The organism is Dehalococcoides sp. UCH007 (genome assembly GCF_001010485.1).
Taxonomy (GTDB): Bacteria; Chloroflexota; Dehalococcoidia; order Dehalococcoidales; family Dehalococcoidaceae; genus Dehalococcoides; species Dehalococcoides mccartyi_A.
This window is the reverse complement of the sequence record NZ_AP014722.1, coordinates 523,594-544,745: the sequence shown is the minus strand read 5'-3', so window position 1 is coordinate 544,745 and position 21,152 is coordinate 523,594. Positions and strand designations below refer to the sequence as shown.

Genomic DNA, 21,152 nt, shown 5'->3' with positions numbered 1-21,152 from the left:
TCATATACCTAAAAGAGCATTCGGGTGCGTTTTCTAAGCAAATACAGGAAAAAGGGCGCACCCACCAGTGCCGTAATAGCCCCTACTGGAATTTCATTGGGAGCAACCAGAGTACGGGAAGCGATATCAGCCATTATCATAAAGACCGCCCCCACCAGAGCCGAAAGCGGCAGCAGAAAGCGGTAGTCTGCCCCCCAGATCAGTCTCACGGCATGGGGAACAATAATACCCACAAAACCGATAATACCCACGAAAGATACCGCCGCGGCTGTTATCAGGGTAGCCGCCGTAAGGAGGATAATCTTCATCCGTTCTACATCCACTCCCAGTTCCTGAGCCTGCTCCTCACCCAGCTGGATAAGATTCAGCGAACGGGCAAACAGGAGTATAACCAGAGTGCCTATGATTACGATAGGTATTACTATCTTCACACTCTCCCAGCCGGCCATGGAAAAACTACCCATCAGCCAAAACATAACAGAGTGAATCTTGTCACCGCTAACCGTAATAAGATACGATACAATAGCCGTAAGGAATGACCCCAGCGCCACACCGGCCAGTATCAGGGTAGTCACAGTCAGGCGGTTTCCCACTCTGGCAAGCATATACACTACCCCTACCGCCCCGAAAGCCCCGGCAAAAGCAAACAATGGCGTAGTAAAAATACCTAGAACATCAAAACCAATACCAAGTATCAACCCCAATACTGCGCCTACGGCTGCACCTTGTGCCACACCGATAAGATACGGGTCTGCCAGAGGGTTTCGGAAAAGCCCCTGATAAGTAGCCCCGGCTACAGCCAAAGCCATACCCACCACCCCGGCCAGCAGAACCCTAGGTAAACGGATATCCCAAATAATGGTTTGTGTGTTTACAGCCCAGTCCGGGATAATATTTACGAAGGGAATTTTTGAAATCATGATAGATATAGTGGTAAAAAACGGCACTTCAACCGAACCGAACGATATAGCAAAAATAGCCGCCAAAAGCAGCAGTCCAAATAATCCGGCCATAGCAATAATTCGTCCCCTCCAGTGGGGGTGCATACCGCCGGGAACTGCCGGGCAGTTTTCCTTATTCAGATTTGTATTAACACCCATTCTTACCCGCAAAACTGTGGGGCAGGTGATATCACCTGCCCCACCTGAATTCATTACGCGCTAAATTCTCCAAATATTTCAGGGTGAAGCATCTTAGCCAGTTGTTCCAGAGCCTCTACTATCCGCGGGCCGGTACGGCCGATAAGGTCTGTATTGATACTATATATATTGCCGTTTATTCTGGCGTCAATATCAGCCAAACGGGGTTCATCCTGCATAAAAAGCAGCGGCGCATCAGCTCCTGAGCCCATGCCTGTACCAACCACTACCACCTGGGGGTTAGCCCCAAGCACTGTTTCCAAGCTAATGGTGGGATAAGATTCTGCAGAATCAGCAGTAATACTAACGCCTCCGGCAGCAGTAATCAAGCCGGTTATGAAGGCAGTAGAACCAACGCTCATAAGAGGTTCATGCCAAACGATATATAAAACACGCGGTTTCTGACTTTCAGACAGGTTTTTAACCTTGGATGTTACCGCATCAATACGGGTTTGCATCTCATCTACCAGTGAATTGGCTTTCTCAACCTGATTAAGGCATTTGCCGATAAGCTCAATAGATTCCAGCACCTCTTCCAGATTATCCGGAGAAATAGCTATTACGGTAAGCCCCAGCTGTTCAAGCTGCGGGATAACTGTTGATGCGTGGATATTGGATGCCAAAATAATATCAGGTCCTATGGCAGTCACCGCTTCAGCATCTACATTTGAAAAACCGCCTACTTTAGGTTTAGCTGCTGCAGCTTCTGGGTAGTTACAGTAAGTAGTTACACCCACCAGTTTATCTTCAAGACCCATGGCATAAATCGTTTCGGTATTGCTGGGGGAAAGGGATACTATGGTCTGTGGTTCAGATTTAATCTCCACAGTTCTGCCCAGTTGGTCAGTAACAGTTAAGGGATAAGTTACCTCGGTTACAACAGGATTTTCGTCATCATTATTGGTATCATCAGCAGCTTTACAGCCACCCACCAAACCCAACAATAAAACCAAACTCAGAAAAATACCGGCAACAGTAGTACCCAGACGAGCACTTTTACTGCTAAGTTTTTTATTTATATTGTCCAGCATAACTGCTCCATTCGTTTTAAATATTGAGAACCAACATATCAGGCGAAGCTACTTACTGTTACAAGTTTTTCTGCATGGCCATACCTCCTCTTACCGCGGAGAGCCTTTATAAACGAACTTTGAGGTTCTGACTTCAGGGTATTTACCCCTTACAGCAGGCGGTACTGCGCCGGAATTGCACCGAGCTTGCACCCAAAGTTCAAGGCCCTGTTAGATACATTTACAACCTACCAGACACAAAAAATACCTCTGCCTCATCGGACAAAGGTATTTAAGCCATTTAAAATGACTACCCTCCCTATTCCGCGGAGTACCCGGTAATCGGGGTTTGAGGTTCTGGCTCCCGAAGGTATCCCCTGCGGTTACAGTAGGCGGTACTGCGCCGGCTTCACACCGGTCTTGCACTCATAGTCCCCGTTGATTTATTCAACTAAATTTTAGTTTACTCCAGTATTTTTGATTAGTCAATACATCAATCACAAAAATCTAAGATATTTTCAAGGGAATATATCCAAAACTATTTGACTACAAAATAAACCCCCCGTATCCTGTTAAAGATAATGGGGGGGAATAATCAAGTCTCTTCCGTTCTACGAAGCAACTAACCGTCAGACATGCCATCAGGATCATTATTTTCCATCAAACGTTTATGCCTGGGGAAAATGCGTTCCCGATAGACGGCTTCCAGCACATCCAGCAATTTATACGGGTCTGATTCGTAGTAGACCCGGGCACCGGTTTCCTTGTCCACCATGGAAATAATCTTGTCCAGATGGTCAGCAATACCGCCGCTTCCCCGAAGTACGCCTATAACCTTACCTTCGTCATAAGCTATGGCAAACTCACCCAGAGTGCCGGACCTGCCTCCGGCAAATATCACTACGTCACAACTGCGGATATTTTCAATTTCCCTCCCCATCAGGCCGGAGCCGGTATATATAATGGCGTCGTAGCCGCGGGTGGGAGAATGATATTTTTCTACATGCTCTTCCAGATTCAGGGCCGGGGAAATGCCTACCACTACCCCGCCTTCTTCTTTAGCCCCCAGCACGGTTTCATGGGGCATACCGGGGCAGGCACCGGTAATAAGCACATGTTTACGCTTAGCTATGCACTCACCTAAACAACGCAAACTCTTTTTGGTTTCTTCAGTCATATTCCCGCCGGCTGACCCCATAACGCCTATCGTCATCTGGGGAAAAGGCGGAATGACTTTGGTTGATTTTGTCATTACTCTTGCTTCTCTCTTCTAAGGTTTAACAATATACAATTGTAAACCATTTTACCCCAATAAACAGGCTATCTCAATCAATAAAACAGCCGCAGTTTATAAAGCTGCGGCTGTTAAGACCTGTATCTTAGCTAATAAATTAGTTTTTCTTGCGGGCAACTACGGCAATTTCAGGTGAAGTTTCGCAAAAAGCCGCCCCGGCAACATCTGAAAATACACCTGTTACTTCAAACCCGTTTGCGGCTAACTCAGCCTCAAGCTCCGGGGCAGAGAAATACTTCAGCCAGTTGAAAACCTGCCACTCCTTATCCGCCTCTATAATAGAGTATTTATCTAGAACCACTTTTTCAAGCGGATATTTAAAGGTATTTACAAAGCCGAAATAATCACTGCCGGACCAGAAACCATCCATCAAACAGTGCCCATATGCGGCACTTTCTGCCCGCCCTTCGTAAGCTGAAAGAGAAAATACATCCAGCAATATCTGCCCGTTATCTTTCAGGCATTTCCGCCAGACCGAAAGAAGCCGGCAACGCTGGGCAGGGCTTAGAGCGCAGTAATCACAATAGATAAGTGTTATCAGATCAAACTTCTTCGGAGCAGCAAACTCCAGGTAGTTTTGTTCTATATAATGGATATCCAGATGATGAGCGGATGCAAATTCACGGGCGTAACCTATAGAACGGCTTGAAAAATCTATACCGGTCACATCCGCACCCGCAGCCGCCAAACGACTGGTATAAAGTCCCGGCCCGCAGCCGAAATCACAAACCAGCTTGCCATCACCCAACCTAAAATATTCTGCTATCCAGCAGGCGGATTTTTCAATAAAGATAGCTTTGCGTGATGCAGGCTCAATATCCGGGTTGAGATGGAACTCCAGCATACGGGAGGAAATATGAGGGTCATTCCAGAGTACAGATGCACTGTACTGATGATATAACTCAGGCTTATTATTTATATCTGCCAGTTTTTTAAACACAAACTTCCCCTTTATTTTAAAAAATAGAAAACCGGGCACTTAAGCCCCTGACATTCGGGAAGTATTTAGCAGATCATAATACAATATGATATAAAGAGATGATGGGATTAGTCAAGGAGTTTTAAATGAACACACTTGAAACAATATTCAGCCGCCGAAGCACACGTCACTATCAAAACGAAGGTATAAGCCCCTCAGAACTGGATACCCTTTAAGGGCAGGCATGGCCGCCCCTTCCGCCGGAAACCAGCAAGTCTGGCATTTTGTAGTTATAGATGACCGCCGCATACTTGATAAAATACCTGAAATTCACCCTTATTCCGAAATGCTAAAAGAAGCCCCCATGGCTATCATGGTATGTGCAGATGTAAGTGCCGAAACTAAAGTAGGTTACTGGATACAGGACTGTGCGGCTGCCACCCAAAACATTCTTCTGGCAGTAGAGGCGTTGGGTTTGGGTGCCTGCTGGCTAGGCCTGCACCCGCGTGAAGAACGCAAAGCGGCTGTCTCTCAGCTACTAAACATCCCTGCCGGTATAAGCCCTCTCAGCCTTATCGCCATTGGCAAAAAGGGAGAGGTGAAGCCACCGGCCGGGCGTTATTTAGAGAGCCATATACATAAAAATGGCTGGTAGCTTCAAGCCAGATTTGAAAAAGAACCCGCTAAACGTTAAAATTAAGCACATATGTCAAATACGAAGTTAGATAGTTTATGTATAAATGCCCTTCGCTTTCTTTCGATAGATGCTGTTCAGAAGGCAAATTCGGGGCATCCCGGAGCACCTATGGGTATGGCCGCTATGGCATATGCCCTGTGGCAAAAATTTCTCAAGCATAACCCGCAGGATCCCGTCTGGCCTAACCGTGACCGTTTTATACTCTCAGCTGGCCATGCCTCAGCTTTGCTTTACTCACTTCTCCACCTTGCCGGTTATGACTTGCCGCTGGATGAGCTGAAAAATTTCCGCCAGTGGGGCAGTAAAACCCCGGGGCACCCGGAATATGGCCTGACCCCCGGCGTTGAGATGACTACCGGCCCGCTTGGGCAGGGTTTTACCAGCGGTGTGGGTATGGCTATGGCCGAAGCCCATCTGGCCACCGTTTTTAACCAGCCGGATTGCAAAATAATAGACCATTATACTTACGGTATAGTCTCTGACGGAGACCTGATGGAGGGTGTGGCCTCCGAAGCAGCCTCTCTGGCCGGGCATCTGGCACTGGGTAAGCTGATTTACCTGTATGACAATAATGAAATATCTATTGAAGGTTCAACAGAGCTGGCTTTTACCGAAAATACGGCTCTGCGTTTTGAAAGTTACGGCTGGCAGGTAATTGGCCCGGTAGACGGGCTTAACCCTGAGGCAGTTTCTGCGGCTATTAAAGAAGCCCAGTCAGATTCCGCCCGCCCCAGCCTGATTATTTGTAAAACAATTATCGGTTTTGGCAGCCCGAACAAGGCCGGCAAGGCCTCTGCTCATGGCGAACCGCTGGGAACTGACGAAGTGACCAAAAGCCGCAAATCTTTAGGGTGGGATTACGAGCCTTTTGTAATACCGCCTGAAGCTCTGGCGGAATTCCGCATGGCACTGGATAAAGGCAAAACTGCCCAACAGGTCTGGCAATCCAAGCTGGACTACTATTCAAGCCATTATCCCGAAAAAGCCGACCTTTTACAGGACAGGCTTTCTGGTAAGCTGCCCGAAGACTGGGATAAAGACCTGGATAAACTTTTTGACAAGGCTATGGCCAGCCGCGAGGCTTCCGGTTTGATTATAAATACACTGGCTTCCCGCCTGCCAGCCCTTATGGGCGGTTCAGCAGACCTTAGCCCGTCTAACAAAACTGTTATCAAAGACGGCGGCGAATATGAACCGCCGCATTATGAGGGGCGGAATATCCATTTCGGAGTGCGGGAACACGCCATGGGGGCAATAGCCAACGGGCTGGCTCTCCACGGCGGGATTATACCTTATGTTGCCACTTTCCTTATATTTTATGATTACATGCGTCCGGCGGTAAGGCTGGCATCACTTATGGGGCAAAGGGTTATTTATATTTTTACCCATGACTCTATCGGTCTGGGAGAGGACGGCCCTACCCACCAGCCTATTGAACAGCTGACCGGTTTACGTTCGGTGCCCGGTCTGGTTACTATCCGCCCGGCAGATTCGTATGAAACAGCCCAGGCATGGAAAACAGCTATACTCCGCAAGGATGGCCCGACCGCTATTGCCCTCTCCCGCCAGAAACTGCCGCTTTTAGATAACTCGCAGGCAAATTCCGTAAACTTGTCTAAAGGGGCATATATACTGGCAGAGACCGATTCCCGCCCGCAGGTTGCCCTGGTAGCCAGCGGCTCAGAAGTAAGCATAGCCGTTCAGGCAGCTGAAATACTTAAAAACAAAGGTATCTCGTCAAGAGTAGTATCCTTCCCTTCGTGGCAGCTTTTTGAGGCCCAACCCCAGACCTACCGTCAGAGCATCTTGCCAGCTTCCCTGCCACGGGTAATAATAGAAGCCGGCAGCGCGCAGGGATGGTGCAAATATTTGGGCGCAAACGGTGATATTATTTCCATTGACCATTTCGGAGCATCAGCCCCGGCGCCTGTGCTTTACCAACACTTTGGGCTTACCCCGGAAAATATGGCTGAAAAGGCTTTAAAGCTTTTGGAGAATGAAGATGAGTAATATCTCTGTTGCCATCGGGGCAGACCACGGCGGTTACGGCCTGAAAATAGACCTTTTACCCTTTTTAAATCAATTGGGGGCGGAGATACTTGATTTGGGGGCATGTGCTTATAACAGTACGGATGACTATCCTGATTTTGCTTTAGCGGTTGCCCGGAAGGTTGCCTGCGGGCAGACAGACCGCGGTGTTATCATCTGCGGCAGCGGGGTGGGTGCCTGTATCACCGCTAACAAAATAAAAGGCGTAAGGGCCGGTCTCTGCCACGACGTTTATTCTGCCCACCAGGGGGTGGAGCATGATGATATGAACGTGCTTTGTTTAGGGGCAAGGGTAATAGGCATTGAAGTAGCCAAAGAGATTATTACGGCCTTTTTAAATGCCCGTTTTACCGGCGAAGAACGGCACAAACGCCGCCTTGAAAAGCTGCTTCAGGCTGAAAAAGAGGGCTAAATACCCGCTTCTTTGGCTGCATTTTTGGCCAGTTTATCCAAATACAGGTAGCTTGACTTAGGGTCAGTTTGCCGGAAGATAGCACTTCCCACGCATATATCATTTACCCCGGCCACCACAATCTCAGGTATGTTGCCCTCTTTGGCACCACCGTCCAAACCTATTTCAGTTTCGGGGAAACGGTGTCTAAACTCTTTCACCTTCAGAAGCACCTCAGGTATAAACGGCGCGCCGTAAAAACCGGGAATAACCGACATGAAAAGCACCATGTCCAGCTGGGAAACCAGATAAGCAAAATCTGAAACAGGTGTTTCTGGGTTTACCGCCAATCCTGCTTTAAAACCCAGTTCCTTTATCCTGCTGATAACATATTCGGGGCGGGTTGTTGCTTCAAAATGAAATATTACCCTGAACGCGCCGTGCTGCTTGCAGTAGATAAGATATTCTTCGGGATTAATGGTCATTAGGTGTATTTCAGAGGCAAAACGGGGCTTGTATCTGCCCAGTACTTCAGGCGGAATGCTTAGCGAAGGCACAAACTGCCCGTCCATAATATCTATCTGGGCAGAAGGAGCGAAACCTTCTGACTGTTTTATCATCATCTCAAAGGCCGCAGGGTCATCTGTCAGTATGGCCGGTACTACTTTTACGTCTTTCACTAATCTCTCTCTATTAATATTACTCTGGCAGGTGCCCCATCAACTTTACCCAGTTTTAAAGGCAGGCAGTAAAGCTCATAATCACCTTCCGGTACACCAGCAAGCTGAAGGGTTTCCAGTATAACCACTCCATGGCTTAAAAGATGCCGATGCACTCCAGCCAGACCTTCGAAGTCCTCTACCGAAAGATAATCAATGCCCAGCAGGCGTACACCTATCTCGGTCAGATAACGGGCAGCCCCGATATCTATATAAGTATAGTTCCGGTCAAAATCAGGCTTATACCAAAGAGCTTCATTATCCGTAGCCAATATAAGCCGGATTACCCCCCTTAAGTCAACCTGCTCAAGCATATCACGGGTGACAGTTTTCACCCCGCTAAAGCGCAAAACACGGACATTGCCAATAAGTATCTCAAGGGGTATCTCACCTGCCCCGTCGCCATCTTCAGAAAAATGGAGGGGTGCATCTATATGGCTGCCGTTATGTAATGTCATTGTCAGGCGACTAAGATTGCTGTGAGAACCGTTCTTGATACTGTGAAGCAGTGTTATCTCCGGGCAACCATCACCCGGCCAGCTAATCATTTCAGGGCATATTTCGGAGCTGAGGTCATAAATTTTCTTCATTCCTTTTCCTCAATTAATTGTAGGAAGGAATAAAGGCAGGTGTCAAGCAAGATTTAGATGGAGTTCCGCCATAAAAGCATGGGGTGAGGGGAATTTTCAATCAAGCCGGCTGCCACGCTTCCATAATACCATTTCTCTATTCCAGAGCGGTTATGGGTGGTAAATGAAATAAGCGAGGCATTTATATCTTCGGCGGTACTTAAAATAGTTTCAGGAATATTATCTGAAATTTCCATACGGAATTCAGTTTTAATTCCATTTGACTGCAATTCGCCGGTCAGCCGTTCCAAATAGGACTGAGCCTGCTGTTTAAGTTCTTCAAGCAGTGCCTGATAGTATTCATCCCAGCTGGGCTGAATATTGGGTGAACGGTCTGAGGGTATACATGGCGGTTGAATAACAACCAGCAATGTAAGTTTACTTTTAAAATCGTGTGCCAGAATCGATACCTGTTTCAGGCAAGTCTCTGAAAAGAGTGAACCGTCCAACGGCAGTAAGATATTTTCAAAAAGTGCCTTGTCCGGTTCATAACCTTCTTTTACCAATAATACCGGCAGTTTGGTAGATTTGATAAGCTTTTCGGATACACTACCCAGTACCATTTTCTTAATTCCGGTATATCCATGAGAAGCCATACACAACAGGTCAATACTATTATCAGTTATACATTTTAAAATAAGCGGTAGCAACTCACCGCAAAACATTTTTCCGCTAGCTTTTATGCCTTTTTCCCTTAATTCGGCAGATTTAGCATCTAAATATTTCTGTCGTTCATCAGTAATTTTAGGTTTGGGATCACATATGCTTACCAGTAACAGTTCGGTTTCAGAATCTTTGGCCATAAGTTCAGCTACCGGAAGAGTCTTTTCGGCTATTTTTGTACCATCCAGGGTTACCAGTATGCGTTTAAAATACATCTTCTGCCCTCAAAAGTTCTCAGAAGATTATACCCTATACATCTAGCCTGTGGAATATTTTTTTAAAATGTTTTTTAATATCTCAAAATAGAACGGGGGCGTACAATCAAAATCTAGAGGATAGTACTGGTTTTAGAGTCAGGTCTTTGACACTTTTTTAAGCAAAACATCAAAAGCCTCAAACCATTTCACCTTAACTTCATCTGTCCAAGCCGGATCAAAAGTGGGGAATTTACCAAGCAATACCTTATCCATATCTGCATTATCTGGAACTTTCACTGTACTATCTGGAATTAGAACATGCGAAGCAGTCCTTGGCACTATTTTACGCTGAACCTTTTTAGTACCAATTCCAGATCTTCCGGTGCGCGATTTCTTAGTAACAAAAGGCGAAATGGGAATATCAGCGTCTTCAGCCAACCCTAAAAAGAACTTGATGCACTTGCGGACCACATCATCCGCTACTTTAAAGCTATTATGGAAGAGTTCTTCCAACTGGGCATAAGTGAGAGACTCCGAGTCTGCAGACGAATTAAAAACAAATTCATACTTTTCAAGGGTTATCTGCCTAAGTATCAGAGTTCTGTCTTCTCCTCTGGCATCTACCAGGCGACGCAATTTTTCTCTGGGCATACCTTCATCGTCTGCCAAACCCAAAAAACGCAGGGCAGACATAAGCTGAGTACCGGTACTGCCAGACCATTTATCCCCCCAGAAGCTGCGGTCAAGACGGGATGGAATGGCTTCCTGTAAGCCTAAAAGAAAGTTCAAAAAGGTCCGGTATGATACATATGGGGGTAAGGGTTTTGAGCCTTTCAGATTAGCCATTTCTCCTCCGTCCAGATATTCTATTCCACAAATTCTGAAATAGCAAGAATTTTATCTGTTTTATTACATATTCCAACCACGGATTAACTGGTATTCCTAAGGACATTTTATATCATAGTTCCAAGTGTTCTAATTCCAGCTAGAATATTCCAAAATTATTTTGGACTAAATTTGACGGGTATATTTGGAACGGACTAATATGTGGCACAACTGAATCTTCAAAGGGAGGGAAAATACCTATGGGGACTGCAATTGAGTATCAGAAGCTGATGACGGAGATTGTTCATATCAATCTACCCGGTCCAGCCGAGCCTATGCCCGGCATGAGCGGCGGTGAACTTCTGCATGGATTCCTTGCTGAATTATACCGCGCACCCAGCACTGATTCAAAAGCTTTTATTGAGTCACTATCCGGTAAGTGGAATGTCCATTTTCGCCATGTCAAATAGGTAACTACCTATTATATATAGGGGGTTGCCAGGGGATAAAAAATGAGGGAGAGGCAATAAAATGAAAAGGAGACAGATAGCAGCCATAGACGTAGGTACAAGTAAAATCTGTACCGTTATGGCTGACACCGAAAACGGAGACCTGCGAATACTGGGTGTAGGGGTAGTCCCCTCCCGTGGTATGCAGAAGGGTATGGTGGTTAACCTTAATGAAGCCAAAGAAGCCATCCGTGAGTCGGTAAGCATGGCAGAGAGAACTGCCGGTTATAAACTCAAATCCGCCTTGATAGGCGTGACCGGAAAACATATCAACTCAAAAAACAACCGCGGAGTTATCAGTATAACCCGCAATGACCACCTGGTGCGTCAGAGTGACCTGCAAAGGGCTATAGATATTGCCAGCAGCATCACCATGCCCCAGGACAGAAAAGTACTTCATATCATCCCCCGCAATTATTCGGTGGATGGACAGGAAGGCGTCAGTAATCCGGTGGGCATGCATGGCTTCCGCCTGGATGTTGAAACCCATATTATTACCGCCGCTTCCAATTCAATTGAAAATTTAACCAAGTGCATCCGTGCTGCCGGCGTAGAGATTGATGACCTGGTCTTCAATCCTTTGGCCAGTGCTGAAGCAGCACTAACCGATGAAGAACGCGAAAAGGGCGTTATTCTGGCTGATATCGGTGGCGGCACTACAGATATAGCTGCTTTTAAAGGCAACAGCATCTACCACACATCGGTCCTGCCCATTGCCGGTGCACAGGTAACCCATGATATTTCTGTGGGCTTGGGCATACCCTTTGAAATGGCCGATGATATCAAACAGAGATACAGCAGTGTGGTACCCGGTGAATGTAATGACGCAAACTTTGTTGAAAGCAGACATACCTTCTCTTACCCTGACCTTTGCGAAATTGTCAGAATGCGGGTTGAGGAACTGCTTCGCCTTATTATCCTTGAGTTACCCAGCGATGATTATTCCAAGATGGTACCCTCCGGGCTGGTAATAACCGGCGGTACTGCCAACCTCCCCGGCATTGCAGAGCTTGGCAGCGAAGTACTGCGGCTCCCGGTACGGGTAGGCACTCCCCCCAATTTATTTGGCGTATCAGATATTTTAAATGACCCTGCCTGTACCAATGTTGTTGGCATGCTGCTTTGGAGTATCAATAACCGGGATGCCTCAAAAAGCCACCCCGCACCTGAAGAAAGTGCCAAAGGCGGCTTTATATCACGAATGTTTGGTAACCCAAAAAACTAACGAAAGGATAATAGTTAACAAAGGATAATAAAATGTCAAAAAAAGTATATGTACCCAGTGGCGCAAAAATTAAAGTTATCGGGTGCGGTGGTGCAGGCAGCAACGCCGTAACCCGCATGGTTCGGGATAACATCCAGGGAGTAGAGTTTATAGCCGTCAATACTGATGCCCAGCATCTGGCTATCACCGAAGCCGCTACCCGAATCCAGATTGGTGAACGCTGCACCCGCGGACTGGGTGCCGGCGGTAACCACACCATGGGCAAAGCCGCTGCCGAAGAAAGCATGAGTGAGCTCAAAGAAAACGTAATGGGCGCTGACATGGTCTTTGTGACCGCCGGTATGGGTGGCGGTACGGGCACTGGCTCAGCCCCCGTAGTTGCCAAAATAGCCAAGGAATCAGGTGCCCTGACCATTGCGGTATGCACCAAGCCTTTCTGTTTTGAAGGCGCTCACCGCATGCAAACCGCCGAAGAAGGTATAAATAATATAGTAGACAGCGTGGATACGCTTATCATTATCCCCAATGACCGCCTGCTGGACATGGTTGACCAGAAAACAGGGGTTGACGGGGCTTTTAAACTGGCTGACGAAGTTCTGTGCAACGGCGTCAAAGCTATTGCCGAAGTTATCACCGTTCCGGGTATCATCAACCTGGACTTTGCAGATGTAAAAGCCGTCATGAAAGACGCCGGCCCGGCCTGGATGTCTATCGGCAAAGGCGCCGGTCAGAACCGGGCTGCCGATGCTGCCAGAGCCGCTCTGGCCAGCCCCTTGCTGGATATAGCAGTTGATGGTGCCATGGGCGTTATTTATAACGTATGCGGCGGCGAAGACTTATCCCTTATGGAAGTAAACTCCGCAGCAGACGTTATCCGCCAAGCGGTTGACCCTGAAGCTAATATCATCTTTGGTGTAAGCACTGACCCCCGTATGGGCAAGGAAGTGCAGATAACTCTGATAGCCACCGGCTTTGCTACCAAGGAAAGCATGCTTTCCAACAATCATGAAAAAGAAATGACCCGTATGATGAAAGGGCTGCGCAGCAAAACCCAGGAAGAACTGGAAGTGCCTTCGTTTATGCGCTATCGCTCCGCTCAGCCTTCCATCCGGAAACCGGCTCCTCCCGCCCATCAGGCCCCGCCGCGTTTCTTAAGCAGATAATATTCTACATTTTTATATCTTGAAAGAGAGTGGCAGGTTGAACTCCCTCCCCTGCCACTCTCTAGACATTAAAGTCTGCAAAGCTAATGAGGGTTGACATAGATAAGGAAACGAAGATGGAACTTGATGAGTTTCTGAAACAAAGTGCCGTAGATTACACCAGCCGCCAGATAATCCTTCTTTTCAGCAAACACCCTTTTGCCCGTTTTGACCGCTCTGCCATTGCCAGCACTATAGAAGGCGGAAGCGATATATTGCCCACCCTCCAGTCACTGGTTTCAAGCGGCATAATCAAGCTCTGCCAAAAGGGCGGGGCTGAACTGTATTACCTGACCAGTGAACCTGACCTCAGGGATATGGTAACCCGCTTGGGGAATATGGAATGGAAGCAGCAACAAAATTTTTCCAGACGCAAGCTGATTGGACTGAATGTCTTTCCCCAAACCAGACCTCTGGGCACACGCTAGTTTTTTAACAGAGAAGAGGGGGTTTTATTCGTAATGAATACAGCCGGTTTAATCTGAAGCCGGCTTTTGCTTCTTTTTGCCTTTGAAAACCAAAACCGCCAGAAATACTGCCACACTGAAGAGTATAATAGTGGCTCCGGAAGCAAAGTCCAATACATATGAAAGCCACAGACCGCCCAAACAGAAGACCATCCCAAACCCTATTGAAAACAGCATCATTTTAAAAAGGTTGTCTGTAAAACGGCGGGCTACCGCTGCCGGTATAGTCAGCAAAGCAATTACCAGTATTATGCCCACTACCCGTATCAGCATTACCACTGTCAGAGCTATCAGCCCAAGCATTATTATATACAAAAAACCGGTAGGCATACCGCTTACACGGCAAAACTCTTCATCAAAAGATACCCCCAAAAATTCCTTATAGAAAAACCAGACTACCCCTATTATCAGTGCATCCAGCACCAGCATAAGGAGCAAATCTGAAGACGGTACCGTCAGGATGTTTCCGAAAAGGTAACTGAATAAATCCGGTGCATAACCGGGAGTTAAGCCGATAAAGATAACACCCAAGGCCATACCCAAAGCCCAAAGCATACCGATAATAGTATCCTCACTTATACGGCTCCTGCGGGTAAGTGTACCCATGCTAGCCGCTGCCAGCAAACTAAACACCAGTGCGCCCAACACAGGGTTAATACCCAACAGATATCCCAACCCTATTCCTCCAAAGGAAGCATGGGCAATACCGCCGCTGATAGATGCCAGTTTTTTGACCACCACATAACTGCCAATAATCCCGCAGCCTATGGCCGCCAGCAGACCAGCCCAAATAGCATTCTGGATAAAACTGTAACCCAAAGCCTCTATCATTCGTGTTCCTTTAATACCCTGTGCGGCACTTGTCCATGTGCAATAAGCTGAATCGGGCAATTGTAAGTTTCTGCCAAATCTTCAGCGGTCAATCCCTCTTCGGCATGGTGGTATGATAAATGTTTATTTAAACAAGCAATATCATCTATACAAACTGCCACCGCACTGATATCATGGGTAACCATAATAATAGTCATCTCTTTTTTCAATGATTCCAAAAGTTCATACAGCCCGGTTTGCATGGCGGCATCTACCCCGGCAGTCGGTTCATCCAGGATAAGCAGTTTCGGCTGATTAACCAACGCCCGCGCAATAAATACCCTCTTTTGCTGACCGCCTGAAAGCTGGCCAATCTGTCTGTTAGCAAACGGCAGCATACTTACTTTGTCCAGATATTCTCTGGCCAGGGCCACATCTTCCTTACGGTAACGGTGAAACAACCCGCATTTGGAATACCTGCCCATGAGTACCACTTCCAAAACACTTATGGGAAAATCACGGTCAAAAAGATGGTATTGGGAAACATAACCTATTTCCGGCCTTGCATCTTCAGGGCTCTTGCCAAGCACCTGTATAGTGCCGGAATCAGGCTGGATGAGCCTCAAAATCAGCTTCAAAAGAGTAGTTTTCCCCCCGCCATTCGGGCCTATAATCCCCAGCATCCGTCCTGCGGGCTGGGAAAAAGTAATATCTTCCAGTACCGTAAGGCCGTCAAAACCGGCACTAACTCCCCTAAACACCAGGGCTGGTGTGTCAGACATTTTTAGCTCATAACCTCTTGCATTTGCTTGTAAACAAATTCCATATTCTTTATGTAATCTTGGGCCAGCGGGTCTATCATTATCACCTGCCCGTCTATTTCAGAGGCAATTGACTCTGCACTTCGGCTGGAAAACTGGGGCGAAGCAAAAACAATACTGATATTGTTTTGTATAGCCAAATCTATTATTTCTATCATCTGCTGGGGGGTGGGTTCTTTTCCCTCTATCTCAATGGAAAGTTCTTCCAAATTATAATCTCTGGCAAAATAAACCCAAGCTGGATGAAAGACCAAAAAAGTGCGGTTGTAAAGGTTACTGAGGGCCAGGGTTATTTCGTTATCCAGCTGCCCAAGCTTTGCCAGATAAGCATCTCGGTTGGCTGCGTAATAACTCTGATTTTCAGGATCCAGACTCATCAATCCCAAAGTGATATTTTTAACCATCTGGATAGCGTTACGGGGTGAAAGCCAGATATGCGGGTCCGCCCCACCGTCTTCGGAACTACGCTCCAGGGTAATATTTACCGAGCTGTCTACAACCAGCATAGAGTTATTTAACGACAATATCTTTGAAAGCCAGTTTTGTTCAAAACCAAAATCAGAACCCAATTTCACGTACATATCTGACTGACTGATATCTACCATCTGCGAAGGAAGCGGCTGATATGTATGGGGCTCGGCTCCGGGAGGAACCATGAGCACTACTTCTGCCTTATCCCCGGCAATTTGCTGGGTAAACTCTTTAAGCGGTACTATGCTGACTGCAATTTTCAATTTATCTGCAGAAGATGATTCTTCCTGACAGCCAGCCAAAAGGAAACTGCTCAGAAGTGTAACCCCCAAAGCCACACCCAAAAATAATGTCCTGTATTTCATACCTTACCAGTCTCCTTCTGACAATTCCGGCACCGCCCTATAAACTCCAGCAAATGGGTATCAATGGCAAATCCTGTCTGCCGGGATAAATTTTCTGTAATTTCTTGAAGCCCGCAACCCTCTACATGAACAACTTGGCCGCAACCGGAACATATCAGATGATGATGGTGGGAATCTATACGTTTAAGCAGGTAACGATGACAATTTCCGGCGGTATGGAGCTCACAAATAAGGCCCAGCTCAGCAAGAAGCTGCAATGAACGGTACACAGTAGCCATACCAGTTGACGGTTTATCTGACTGTACCAATTTATGCACTTCGGCTGGACTTAGCGGCTGGTTTGCGCTGGAAAGCACCTTCAAAACGGCCTGCCTCTGGGGAGTTATCTTATATTTATTTTGGCGTATGCGGCTTTGAATAGTTGACACGTAAATCCTTCTAAATGATACCTTTTCTCAATTATAGCTTCGGCTTTTTGAAATATCAAGACATGCCAACATAATGGTCCCCAATTAAAAAGCCTCCCGAAGGAGGCTTGGACATAACCGCTATAGCAAACTTAGAGCAGGCAGTTCTCCGCTAACAGATTGTGGCGAACCATTGCCGTGTTAAGTATTTTTAACACCAACTCTGCATGGCTGATACCCAGTTTAGATACCATAATCGGCAAATCCCCGCTGACAGGGTTAAGACCGGGCAACGGGTTTACCTCCAGAAAATACGGCACGCCGTCAGGGCTTATTCTGAAATCCATACGGCACAGGTCACGACATTCCAATACTTTATACGCATCCAAGGTGGCTTTTTCAATCCGCGCCAGAGTTTCCCCGGGTAAAGCCGCCGGAACTTCATATTCCACCATCTGCCGCCAGTTGCGCTTAACCTCTATAGAGTAAACAAAATAATCAGTCTTAGTTTTAGGCACAACCCGCATTATACCCAAAACCTCGGGGAAGGTGTTGCCTATAACCCCTACTGTAATCTCTTCACCGTTTATAAATTCTTCTATTAAAACAGGCTGCTCATAGGTAGTCAGCAGATCCGCAGCCATACTCATTATCTCGTCAATACTTTCGGCACGTGAAGCAAACCTTACACCCTTGCTTGACCCCTCACAGGCGGGCTTCAAAAAAGCCGGCAATGGAAATCCCGACCAGTCTATAGCAGAAAGCTCTTCACAGTTGTTTACCAATTGCCATCTGGCAGTCTTTATACCTGCACTGGCTACCAGTTTCTTGGTGAGAGGTTTGTCCAGACAGATTGCAAGTGTCTGCGGATCTGAACCTGTGTAAGGTATATCTAACATCTCTAAAATACTGGGGATTTGAGCTTCGCGGCTGCGGTAATTACCCAACCCTTCGGAAATATTGAAAACAAGGTCAAGTTTCTGTTCCTGCACCCTGCGTAAAAATTCTTTGCCCCCGCCCAAGCGATAAACGGTATGACCCGCTGCCTTCAAGGCGGTTGTTATAGCCTCTACCGTTTCCGGTGAGTCATATTCTTCCAACGCATCATCAGGGCCGCCGGCAACCGGTTTTAATGCCTGTTTAAGATCGTATGACAGCCCTATTTGCATTTGCTTCTCCATTTATTTTGGCGGCAGTTTTCACATTGACGGTATTCACGTTATTGCCTAAAACCTTGTGACCAACTGGATTTTTAAAACGGATTATATCCCCTTTATAATTACGGATTATATATTCGTCAGCCTGTTTATCCAACACATAGTCCGGCTGGACAGTAATCTTGCCGCCACCCCCGGGCAAATCTATGACATAATTCGGTACAGCCAAACCGGAGGTATAACCACGCAAACCCTCAATAATACCCACCCCTGTTTCAATAGTGGTATGGAAATGTTCTGTCCCTTGTACGTTATCACACTGGAACAGATAATACGGACGGACCTTGCTCATCAGGAGTTTATGGCACAGAGATTTTTGAATAGCCACACTGTCATTTATGCCTTTTAAAAGCACAGACTGGTTATTAACAGGCACACCTGCTCTGACCAAACGGTCACAGGCACGGCGGGATTCTTCTGTAATTTCATTAGGGTGATTGTAATGGGTATTAAGCCAGATAGGCCCGTACTTGGAAAGCATATTACAAAGTTCATCATCTATCCGCTGGGGCAAAACGACAGGATAGCGCGTGCCTATGCGGATTATTTCCACATGGGGTACAGAACGCAAAGCCGAAAGGACACTCTCTAAACGAGATGTGGATAGAGTCAAAGGGTCACCGCCGGATATAATTACATCTCTGATAACAGGATTTTGGCGTATATAAGCCAGCATGGCATCTATCTCAGTCTGAGTGTGCACCCAACCACCATTTTTCCACTCTCTTTTACGGGTACAGTGGCGGCAAAGCACCGGACAAATATCAGTCAGTACCATAACCACTCGGTCAGGATAGCGGTGTACCAGCCCCGGCACTACCGAACTATGCTCTTCTCCCAAGGGATCAGAACAACAATGGGCATCAAAACAAAGTTCCGCTGTGTCAGGCATAAGCTGAAGTTTTACAGGATCATTAACATTATCAAAATCGATCAAACTGAGATAATACGGAGTAGCAGACAAGGGGAATACTGCAGAAACCGAATCCATATCCCGGTATTCTTCTGCAGACAAATGAAAAAACCTTGCTATTTCTGCTACAGAAGTAACACGGTTCTTGAATTGCCAGTGCCAGTCATTCCAATCCTGGTCACTTACCTTGGGGAAATATTTAAGTCTAAATTTCTTAGTTTGGTTAAGCCTACTGGGAGGCTCATCGTCTACCTTGCCACAAGTTTCAACTGCACCTGAGCCAAGAGGGTCATCCGATTGTTTGTTTTCGTTTTTTTCAGTAGTGGTCACGTTAGGCTTGAAGCCTCCTTAACAATTTATGGCGGTTACCACAGGTACACGTCAATATGAGTATTATTCTACACGAAACATAGCTACTGTCAAGGAAGCCCAAACGTAAGGCAAGAGGTGGCAAAAAATATTTTTTAGAGCTAGCGACGGTTCCGAATAGTCCACCACATAAACACTACGATAGCGATAAGCCCCGCTCCCACCCCAACAACCAAACCCAAATTCTGAACCAGTGAAACCCTGCCAAAAACACTTGCTTCAGACCAGTCCCCTGCGTTACCAGCACCATCAACCGCTTTAACACGCCAGTAGAAATTTGCAGCCTCAGAACTGTTTATATCTTCGTTATCGGTTAATATGTACTGGCTGGTTTTTATACCTTTTATCTCCAGCAATATACCGCTAAACCCGCTGTCAGAAGCTATCTGCAAAACATACTCCACACCGCTTGCATCGCTTACCCCTTCCCAGCCAAAGATAAACGGATAACTCAGCGCCTCACCTGAAGCAGGCAGTGTGATAACTGGTGCGGCCGGAGGTGTATTTTCCAACCAGATTTCACGCACAATACGGTTTTGCCCATCATCTAATATCAGGGTATGCGAAGCAGCTACGCTGGATGGGATAGTGATTTGAACTGAAAAAGTACCGCTGCTATCTGTAAATGCCTTCAGCAAAGAAATCCCGTCATACTGCAAATCTACCTGCCCATTGGGTTTAAAGCCTTTGCCGGAAATGTTCAGTTCCGTACCCACGTCCAGCAGCTTGCCCAAACCTATTTCGGGGTTAATATCCAGCCAGACGTTAGTTTTTAAACTCTGACTATTTATGTATTCCCCCTGACGCACTTCCACCAGGTAAATACCTGCAAAGCGTTCAGGAACTGTAAAACTTACCGAAAAACTTCCTGTAATATCAGCCTTAACAACACCGGGTACTACAGTCAGCGGGGTATCATTGTAATAAAAACTGACTGCAGTTAAAGGGGTAAATCCTGTGCCATTTATGTTAACAGTCTCGCCAATGGCCGCCTCAGATTTAGACAGGTCAATCCAGCTTTCAACCAAAACCAACCCGCTGCCCATGTTGTAATCCGCATCCAAAGCCTTTACAACATGCAATCCACGTCCTGATGGCGGAACAATAAAGCTGAGAGTAAACTCACCCAGTTGATTAGTCGCCCCAATGGCAACTTCCTCATCATCAAAAAACAGCTTTACATCACTCTGGCGCAAGAAATTTTGACCATAAACCGTAAGCTCTGTGCCTACTTTGATAATAGTATCAGAAAAAAACAGCTGCCCTTCCAGAGCAGCCCTGTTTACAGAGGGAGTAGCAAAAAACATTGCTACACTTATAACCAGAGTAGCTAAAAGTCTAATTATGTAGTCTTTTTTCATTTTCATGCTTTACTGATTATATCACTTACACGTGAGTAATCAACATCACCTTGATAATAGCACAAACCGGCATTTATAATGAAGTACATGAACGATATAGCAAATACCGATGTTTTCGAATGCAGGCGCTGCGGCAACTGTTGCCTTCACTTTCAGCCCCACTTGGAAATGGACGAAGCCCAAAGCATTGCCAAGCATCTGAGTCTTAGCCTTGATATTTTCAAGGAAATATACGCCGATAAACGCTGGCCGGGACACCGAACCATGCTTATACGCCATAATGAGAATGGTTGTATTTTTTTAGGACGCGGGGTAGACAACTTATCCCTGTGTACCATCCATGATTTCAAGCCGCAAGCCTGCCGTGACTATCAGCCCAGTTTCAAGCACCGCGAATGCCGCGAAGGCCTGATGTTTTAATGCCTTTTGTCATTATTTATCCGAAGTAAGGCTCTTTTTTTGTCAAAACACATGACAAATGGA

At 46.5% G+C, this 21,152-nt stretch carries 22 protein-coding genes and 1 pseudogene; 8 read left to right on the top strand and 15 right to left on the bottom strand.

What is annotated here, in order from left to right; all coding sequences use genetic code 11:
• Positions 1–8: 8 nt before the first annotated feature.
• From UCH007_RS02880 to UCH007_RS02865, 4 genes are all read right to left on the bottom strand, one after another.
• Positions 9–1,100: an iron chelate uptake ABC transporter family permease subunit gene (locus UCH007_RS02880; RefSeq protein WP_046961530.1), complete on the bottom strand. Its 1,092-nt coding sequence runs from the start codon at positions 1,098–1,100 to the stop codon at positions 9–11.
• A 53-nt stretch (positions 1,101–1,153) separates the two neighbouring features.
• Complete coding sequence (locus UCH007_RS02875) at positions 1,154–2,170, bottom strand: ABC transporter substrate-binding protein (protein WP_041330783.1); 1,017 nt, start codon at positions 2,168–2,170, stop codon at positions 1,154–1,156.
• Positions 2,171–2,771: 601 nt separating this feature from the next.
• A complete protein-coding gene (locus UCH007_RS02870; protein ID WP_023652144.1) occupies positions 2,772–3,401 on the bottom strand; it encodes an LOG family protein in 630 nt (209 codons plus the stop codon).
• 139 nt (positions 3,402–3,540) lie between these two features.
• The gene (locus tag UCH007_RS02865; RefSeq protein WP_041331711.1) at positions 3,541–4,383 is read right to left on the bottom strand and encodes a class I SAM-dependent methyltransferase; all 843 of its coding nucleotides are present in this window, start codon (positions 4,381–4,383) and stop codon (positions 3,541–3,543) included.
• A gap of 125 nt (positions 4,384–4,508) precedes the next feature.
• Here UCH007_RS02865 and UCH007_RS02860 point away from each other — a divergent pair.
• The 3 genes and pseudogenes from UCH007_RS02860 to rpiB all read left to right on the top strand — a co-directional run bounded on the left by UCH007_RS02860 (position 4,509) and on the right by rpiB (position 7,520).
• Positions 4,509–5,017: pseudogene (locus tag UCH007_RS02860) on the top strand (nitroreductase family protein).
• A 51-nt stretch (positions 5,018–5,068) separates the two neighbouring features.
• Positions 5,069–7,069: a transketolase gene (gene tkt / locus UCH007_RS02855; protein ID WP_046961009.1), complete on the top strand. Its 2,001-nt coding sequence runs from the start codon at positions 5,069–5,071 to the stop codon at positions 7,067–7,069.
• A complete protein-coding gene (rpiB, locus tag UCH007_RS02850; RefSeq protein ID WP_023652141.1) occupies positions 7,062–7,520 on the top strand; it encodes a ribose 5-phosphate isomerase B in 459 nt (152 codons plus the stop codon). The genes tkt and rpiB overlap by 8 nt, the downstream gene beginning before the upstream one ends.
• Here rpiB and UCH007_RS02845 read toward each other — a convergent pair.
• The 4 genes from UCH007_RS02845 to UCH007_RS02830 form a co-directional block, all read right to left on the bottom strand.
• On the bottom strand, positions 7,517–8,179 hold the full coding sequence (locus UCH007_RS02845; RefSeq protein WP_046961008.1) for a ribulose-phosphate 3-epimerase: 663 nt from the start codon (positions 8,177–8,179) through the stop codon (positions 7,517–7,519). The genes rpiB and UCH007_RS02845 overlap by 4 nt on opposite strands.
• Positions 8,179–8,808 carry a cyclase family protein gene (locus UCH007_RS02840; protein ID WP_046961007.1) on the bottom strand — a complete coding sequence of 210 codons (630 nt, stop codon included), beginning with the start codon at positions 8,806–8,808 and terminating at the stop codon, positions 8,179–8,181. The genes UCH007_RS02845 and UCH007_RS02840 overlap by 1 nt, the downstream gene beginning before the upstream one ends.
• Before the next feature lie 53 nt (positions 8,809–8,861).
• On the bottom strand, positions 8,862–9,725 hold the full coding sequence (locus UCH007_RS02835; protein ID WP_046961006.1) for a universal stress protein: 864 nt from the start codon (positions 9,723–9,725) through the stop codon (positions 8,862–8,864).
• A 138-nt stretch (positions 9,726–9,863) separates the two neighbouring features.
• Positions 9,864–10,553, bottom strand: a complete 690-nt coding sequence (locus UCH007_RS02830) for a DUF5343 domain-containing protein (protein ID WP_046961005.1) — start codon at positions 10,551–10,553, stop codon at positions 9,864–9,866.
• A 239-nt stretch (positions 10,554–10,792) separates the two neighbouring features.
• Here UCH007_RS02830 and UCH007_RS02825 point away from each other — a divergent pair, with 239 nt between their 5' ends.
• The 4 genes from UCH007_RS02825 (at position 10,793) to UCH007_RS02810 (ending at position 13,896) form a co-directional block, all read left to right on the top strand.
• On the top strand, positions 10,793–11,002 hold the full coding sequence (locus tag UCH007_RS02825) for a hypothetical protein (RefSeq protein ID WP_011928966.1): 210 nt from the start codon (positions 10,793–10,795) through the stop codon (positions 11,000–11,002).
• A 61-nt stretch (positions 11,003–11,063) separates the two neighbouring features.
• A complete protein-coding gene (ftsA, locus tag UCH007_RS02820) occupies positions 11,064–12,266 on the top strand; it encodes a cell division protein FtsA (protein ID WP_046961004.1) in 1,203 nt (400 codons plus the stop codon).
• A gap of 32 nt (positions 12,267–12,298) precedes the next feature.
• A complete protein-coding gene (ftsZ, locus tag UCH007_RS02815) occupies positions 12,299–13,429 on the top strand; it encodes a cell division protein FtsZ (RefSeq protein WP_012881889.1) in 1,131 nt (376 codons plus the stop codon).
• Between the two features lie 116 nt (positions 13,430–13,545).
• Positions 13,546–13,896: a hypothetical protein gene (locus UCH007_RS02810; RefSeq protein WP_023652135.1), complete on the top strand. Its 351-nt coding sequence runs from the start codon at positions 13,546–13,548 to the stop codon at positions 13,894–13,896.
• A 48-nt stretch (positions 13,897–13,944) separates the two neighbouring features.
• Here the strand turns inward: UCH007_RS02810 and UCH007_RS02805 are convergent, their stop codons facing one another.
• The 7 genes from UCH007_RS02805 to UCH007_RS02775 all read right to left on the bottom strand — a co-directional run bounded on the left by UCH007_RS02805 (position 13,945) and on the right by UCH007_RS02775 (position 20,675).
• On the bottom strand, positions 13,945–14,766 hold the full coding sequence (locus UCH007_RS02805; RefSeq protein ID WP_046961003.1) for a metal ABC transporter permease: 822 nt from the start codon (positions 14,764–14,766) through the stop codon (positions 13,945–13,947).
• Complete coding sequence (locus UCH007_RS02800) at positions 14,763–15,527, bottom strand: metal ABC transporter ATP-binding protein (protein WP_046961002.1); 765 nt, start codon at positions 15,525–15,527, stop codon at positions 14,763–14,765. The genes UCH007_RS02805 and UCH007_RS02800 overlap by 4 nt, the downstream gene beginning before the upstream one ends.
• 2 nt (positions 15,528–15,529) lie before the next feature.
• Positions 15,530–16,402, bottom strand: a complete 873-nt coding sequence (locus UCH007_RS02795; RefSeq protein WP_046961001.1) for a metal ABC transporter solute-binding protein, Zn/Mn family — start codon at positions 16,400–16,402, stop codon at positions 15,530–15,532.
• Positions 16,399–16,830: a Fur family transcriptional regulator gene (locus UCH007_RS02790; RefSeq protein ID WP_023652131.1), complete on the bottom strand. Its 432-nt coding sequence runs from the start codon at positions 16,828–16,830 to the stop codon at positions 16,399–16,401. Before UCH007_RS02790 ends, UCH007_RS02795 begins: the two co-directional genes overlap by 4 nt.
• Positions 16,831–16,961: 131 nt before the next feature.
• Positions 16,962–17,978, bottom strand: coding sequence for a D-alanine--D-alanine ligase family protein (locus tag UCH007_RS02785; RefSeq protein ID WP_046961000.1), 1,017 nt, complete (start codon positions 17,976–17,978; stop codon positions 16,962–16,964).
• A complete protein-coding gene (locus tag UCH007_RS02780) occupies positions 17,950–19,269 on the bottom strand; it encodes a KamA family radical SAM protein (protein ID WP_046960999.1) in 1,320 nt (439 codons plus the stop codon). Before UCH007_RS02780 ends, UCH007_RS02785 begins: the two co-directional genes overlap by 29 nt.
• A gap of 140 nt (positions 19,270–19,409) precedes the next feature.
• Complete coding sequence (locus UCH007_RS02775; RefSeq protein ID WP_046960998.1) at positions 19,410–20,675, bottom strand: hypothetical protein; 1,266 nt, start codon at positions 20,673–20,675, stop codon at positions 19,410–19,412.
• 81 nt (positions 20,676–20,756) lie between these two features.
• Between UCH007_RS02775 and UCH007_RS02770 the strand changes: the two genes are divergently transcribed.
• Positions 20,757–21,089 (top strand): YkgJ family cysteine cluster protein, encoded by a 333-nt coding sequence (locus UCH007_RS02770; protein WP_046961529.1) that lies wholly within the window; start codon positions 20,757–20,759, stop codon positions 21,087–21,089.
• Positions 21,090–21,152 lie beyond the last annotated feature (63 nt).

What these genes read in the sequence shown, in the direction of transcription:
- tkt (WP_046961009.1), top strand. Translation starts at nt 5,069, where the DNA reads ATGTCAAATACGAAGTTAGATAGTTTATGTATAAATGCCCTTCGCTTT.
- UCH007_RS02810 (WP_023652135.1), top strand. Translation starts at nt 13,546, where the DNA reads ATGGAACTTGATGAGTTTCTGAAACAAAGTGCCGTAGATTACACCAGC.
- UCH007_RS02835 (WP_046961006.1), bottom strand. Translation starts at nt 9,725, where the DNA reads ATGTATTTTAAACGCATACTGGTAACCCTGGATGGTACAAAAATAGCC.
- UCH007_RS02880 (WP_046961530.1), bottom strand. Translation starts at nt 1,100, where the DNA reads ATGGGTGTTAATACAAATCTGAATAAGGAAAACTGCCCGGCAGTTCCC.
- UCH007_RS02825 (WP_011928966.1), top strand. Translation starts at nt 10,793, where the DNA reads ATGGGGACTGCAATTGAGTATCAGAAGCTGATGACGGAGATTGTTCAT.
- ftsA (WP_046961004.1), top strand. Translation starts at nt 11,064, where the DNA reads ATGAAAAGGAGACAGATAGCAGCCATAGACGTAGGTACAAGTAAAATC.
- ftsZ (WP_012881889.1), top strand. Translation starts at nt 12,299, where the DNA reads ATGTCAAAAAAAGTATATGTACCCAGTGGCGCAAAAATTAAAGTTATC.
- UCH007_RS02805 (WP_046961003.1), bottom strand. Translation starts at nt 14,766, where the DNA reads ATGATAGAGGCTTTGGGTTACAGTTTTATCCAGAATGCTATTTGGGCT.
- UCH007_RS02770 (WP_046961529.1), top strand. Translation starts at nt 20,757, where the DNA reads ATGAACGATATAGCAAATACCGATGTTTTCGAATGCAGGCGCTGCGGC.
- UCH007_RS02875 (WP_041330783.1), bottom strand. Translation starts at nt 2,170, where the DNA reads ATGCTGGACAATATAAATAAAAAACTTAGCAGTAAAAGTGCTCGTCTG.
- UCH007_RS02785 (WP_046961000.1), bottom strand. Translation starts at nt 17,978, where the DNA reads ATGCAAATAGGGCTGTCATACGATCTTAAACAGGCATTAAAACCGGTT.
- rpiB (WP_023652141.1), top strand. Translation starts at nt 7,062, where the DNA reads ATGAGTAATATCTCTGTTGCCATCGGGGCAGACCACGGCGGTTACGGC.
- UCH007_RS02795 (WP_046961001.1), bottom strand. Translation starts at nt 16,402, where the DNA reads ATGAAATACAGGACATTATTTTTGGGTGTGGCTTTGGGGGTTACACTT.
- UCH007_RS02800 (WP_046961002.1), bottom strand. Translation starts at nt 15,527, where the DNA reads ATGTCTGACACACCAGCCCTGGTGTTTAGGGGAGTTAGTGCCGGTTTT.
- UCH007_RS02830 (WP_046961005.1), bottom strand. Translation starts at nt 10,553, where the DNA reads ATGGCTAATCTGAAAGGCTCAAAACCCTTACCCCCATATGTATCATAC.
- UCH007_RS02840 (WP_046961007.1), bottom strand. Translation starts at nt 8,808, where the DNA reads ATGAAGAAAATTTATGACCTCAGCTCCGAAATATGCCCTGAAATGATT.
- UCH007_RS02870 (WP_023652144.1), bottom strand. Translation starts at nt 3,401, where the DNA reads ATGACAAAATCAACCAAAGTCATTCCGCCTTTTCCCCAGATGACGATA.
- UCH007_RS02775 (WP_046960998.1), bottom strand. Translation starts at nt 20,675, where the DNA reads ATGAAAATGAAAAAAGACTACATAATTAGACTTTTAGCTACTCTGGTT.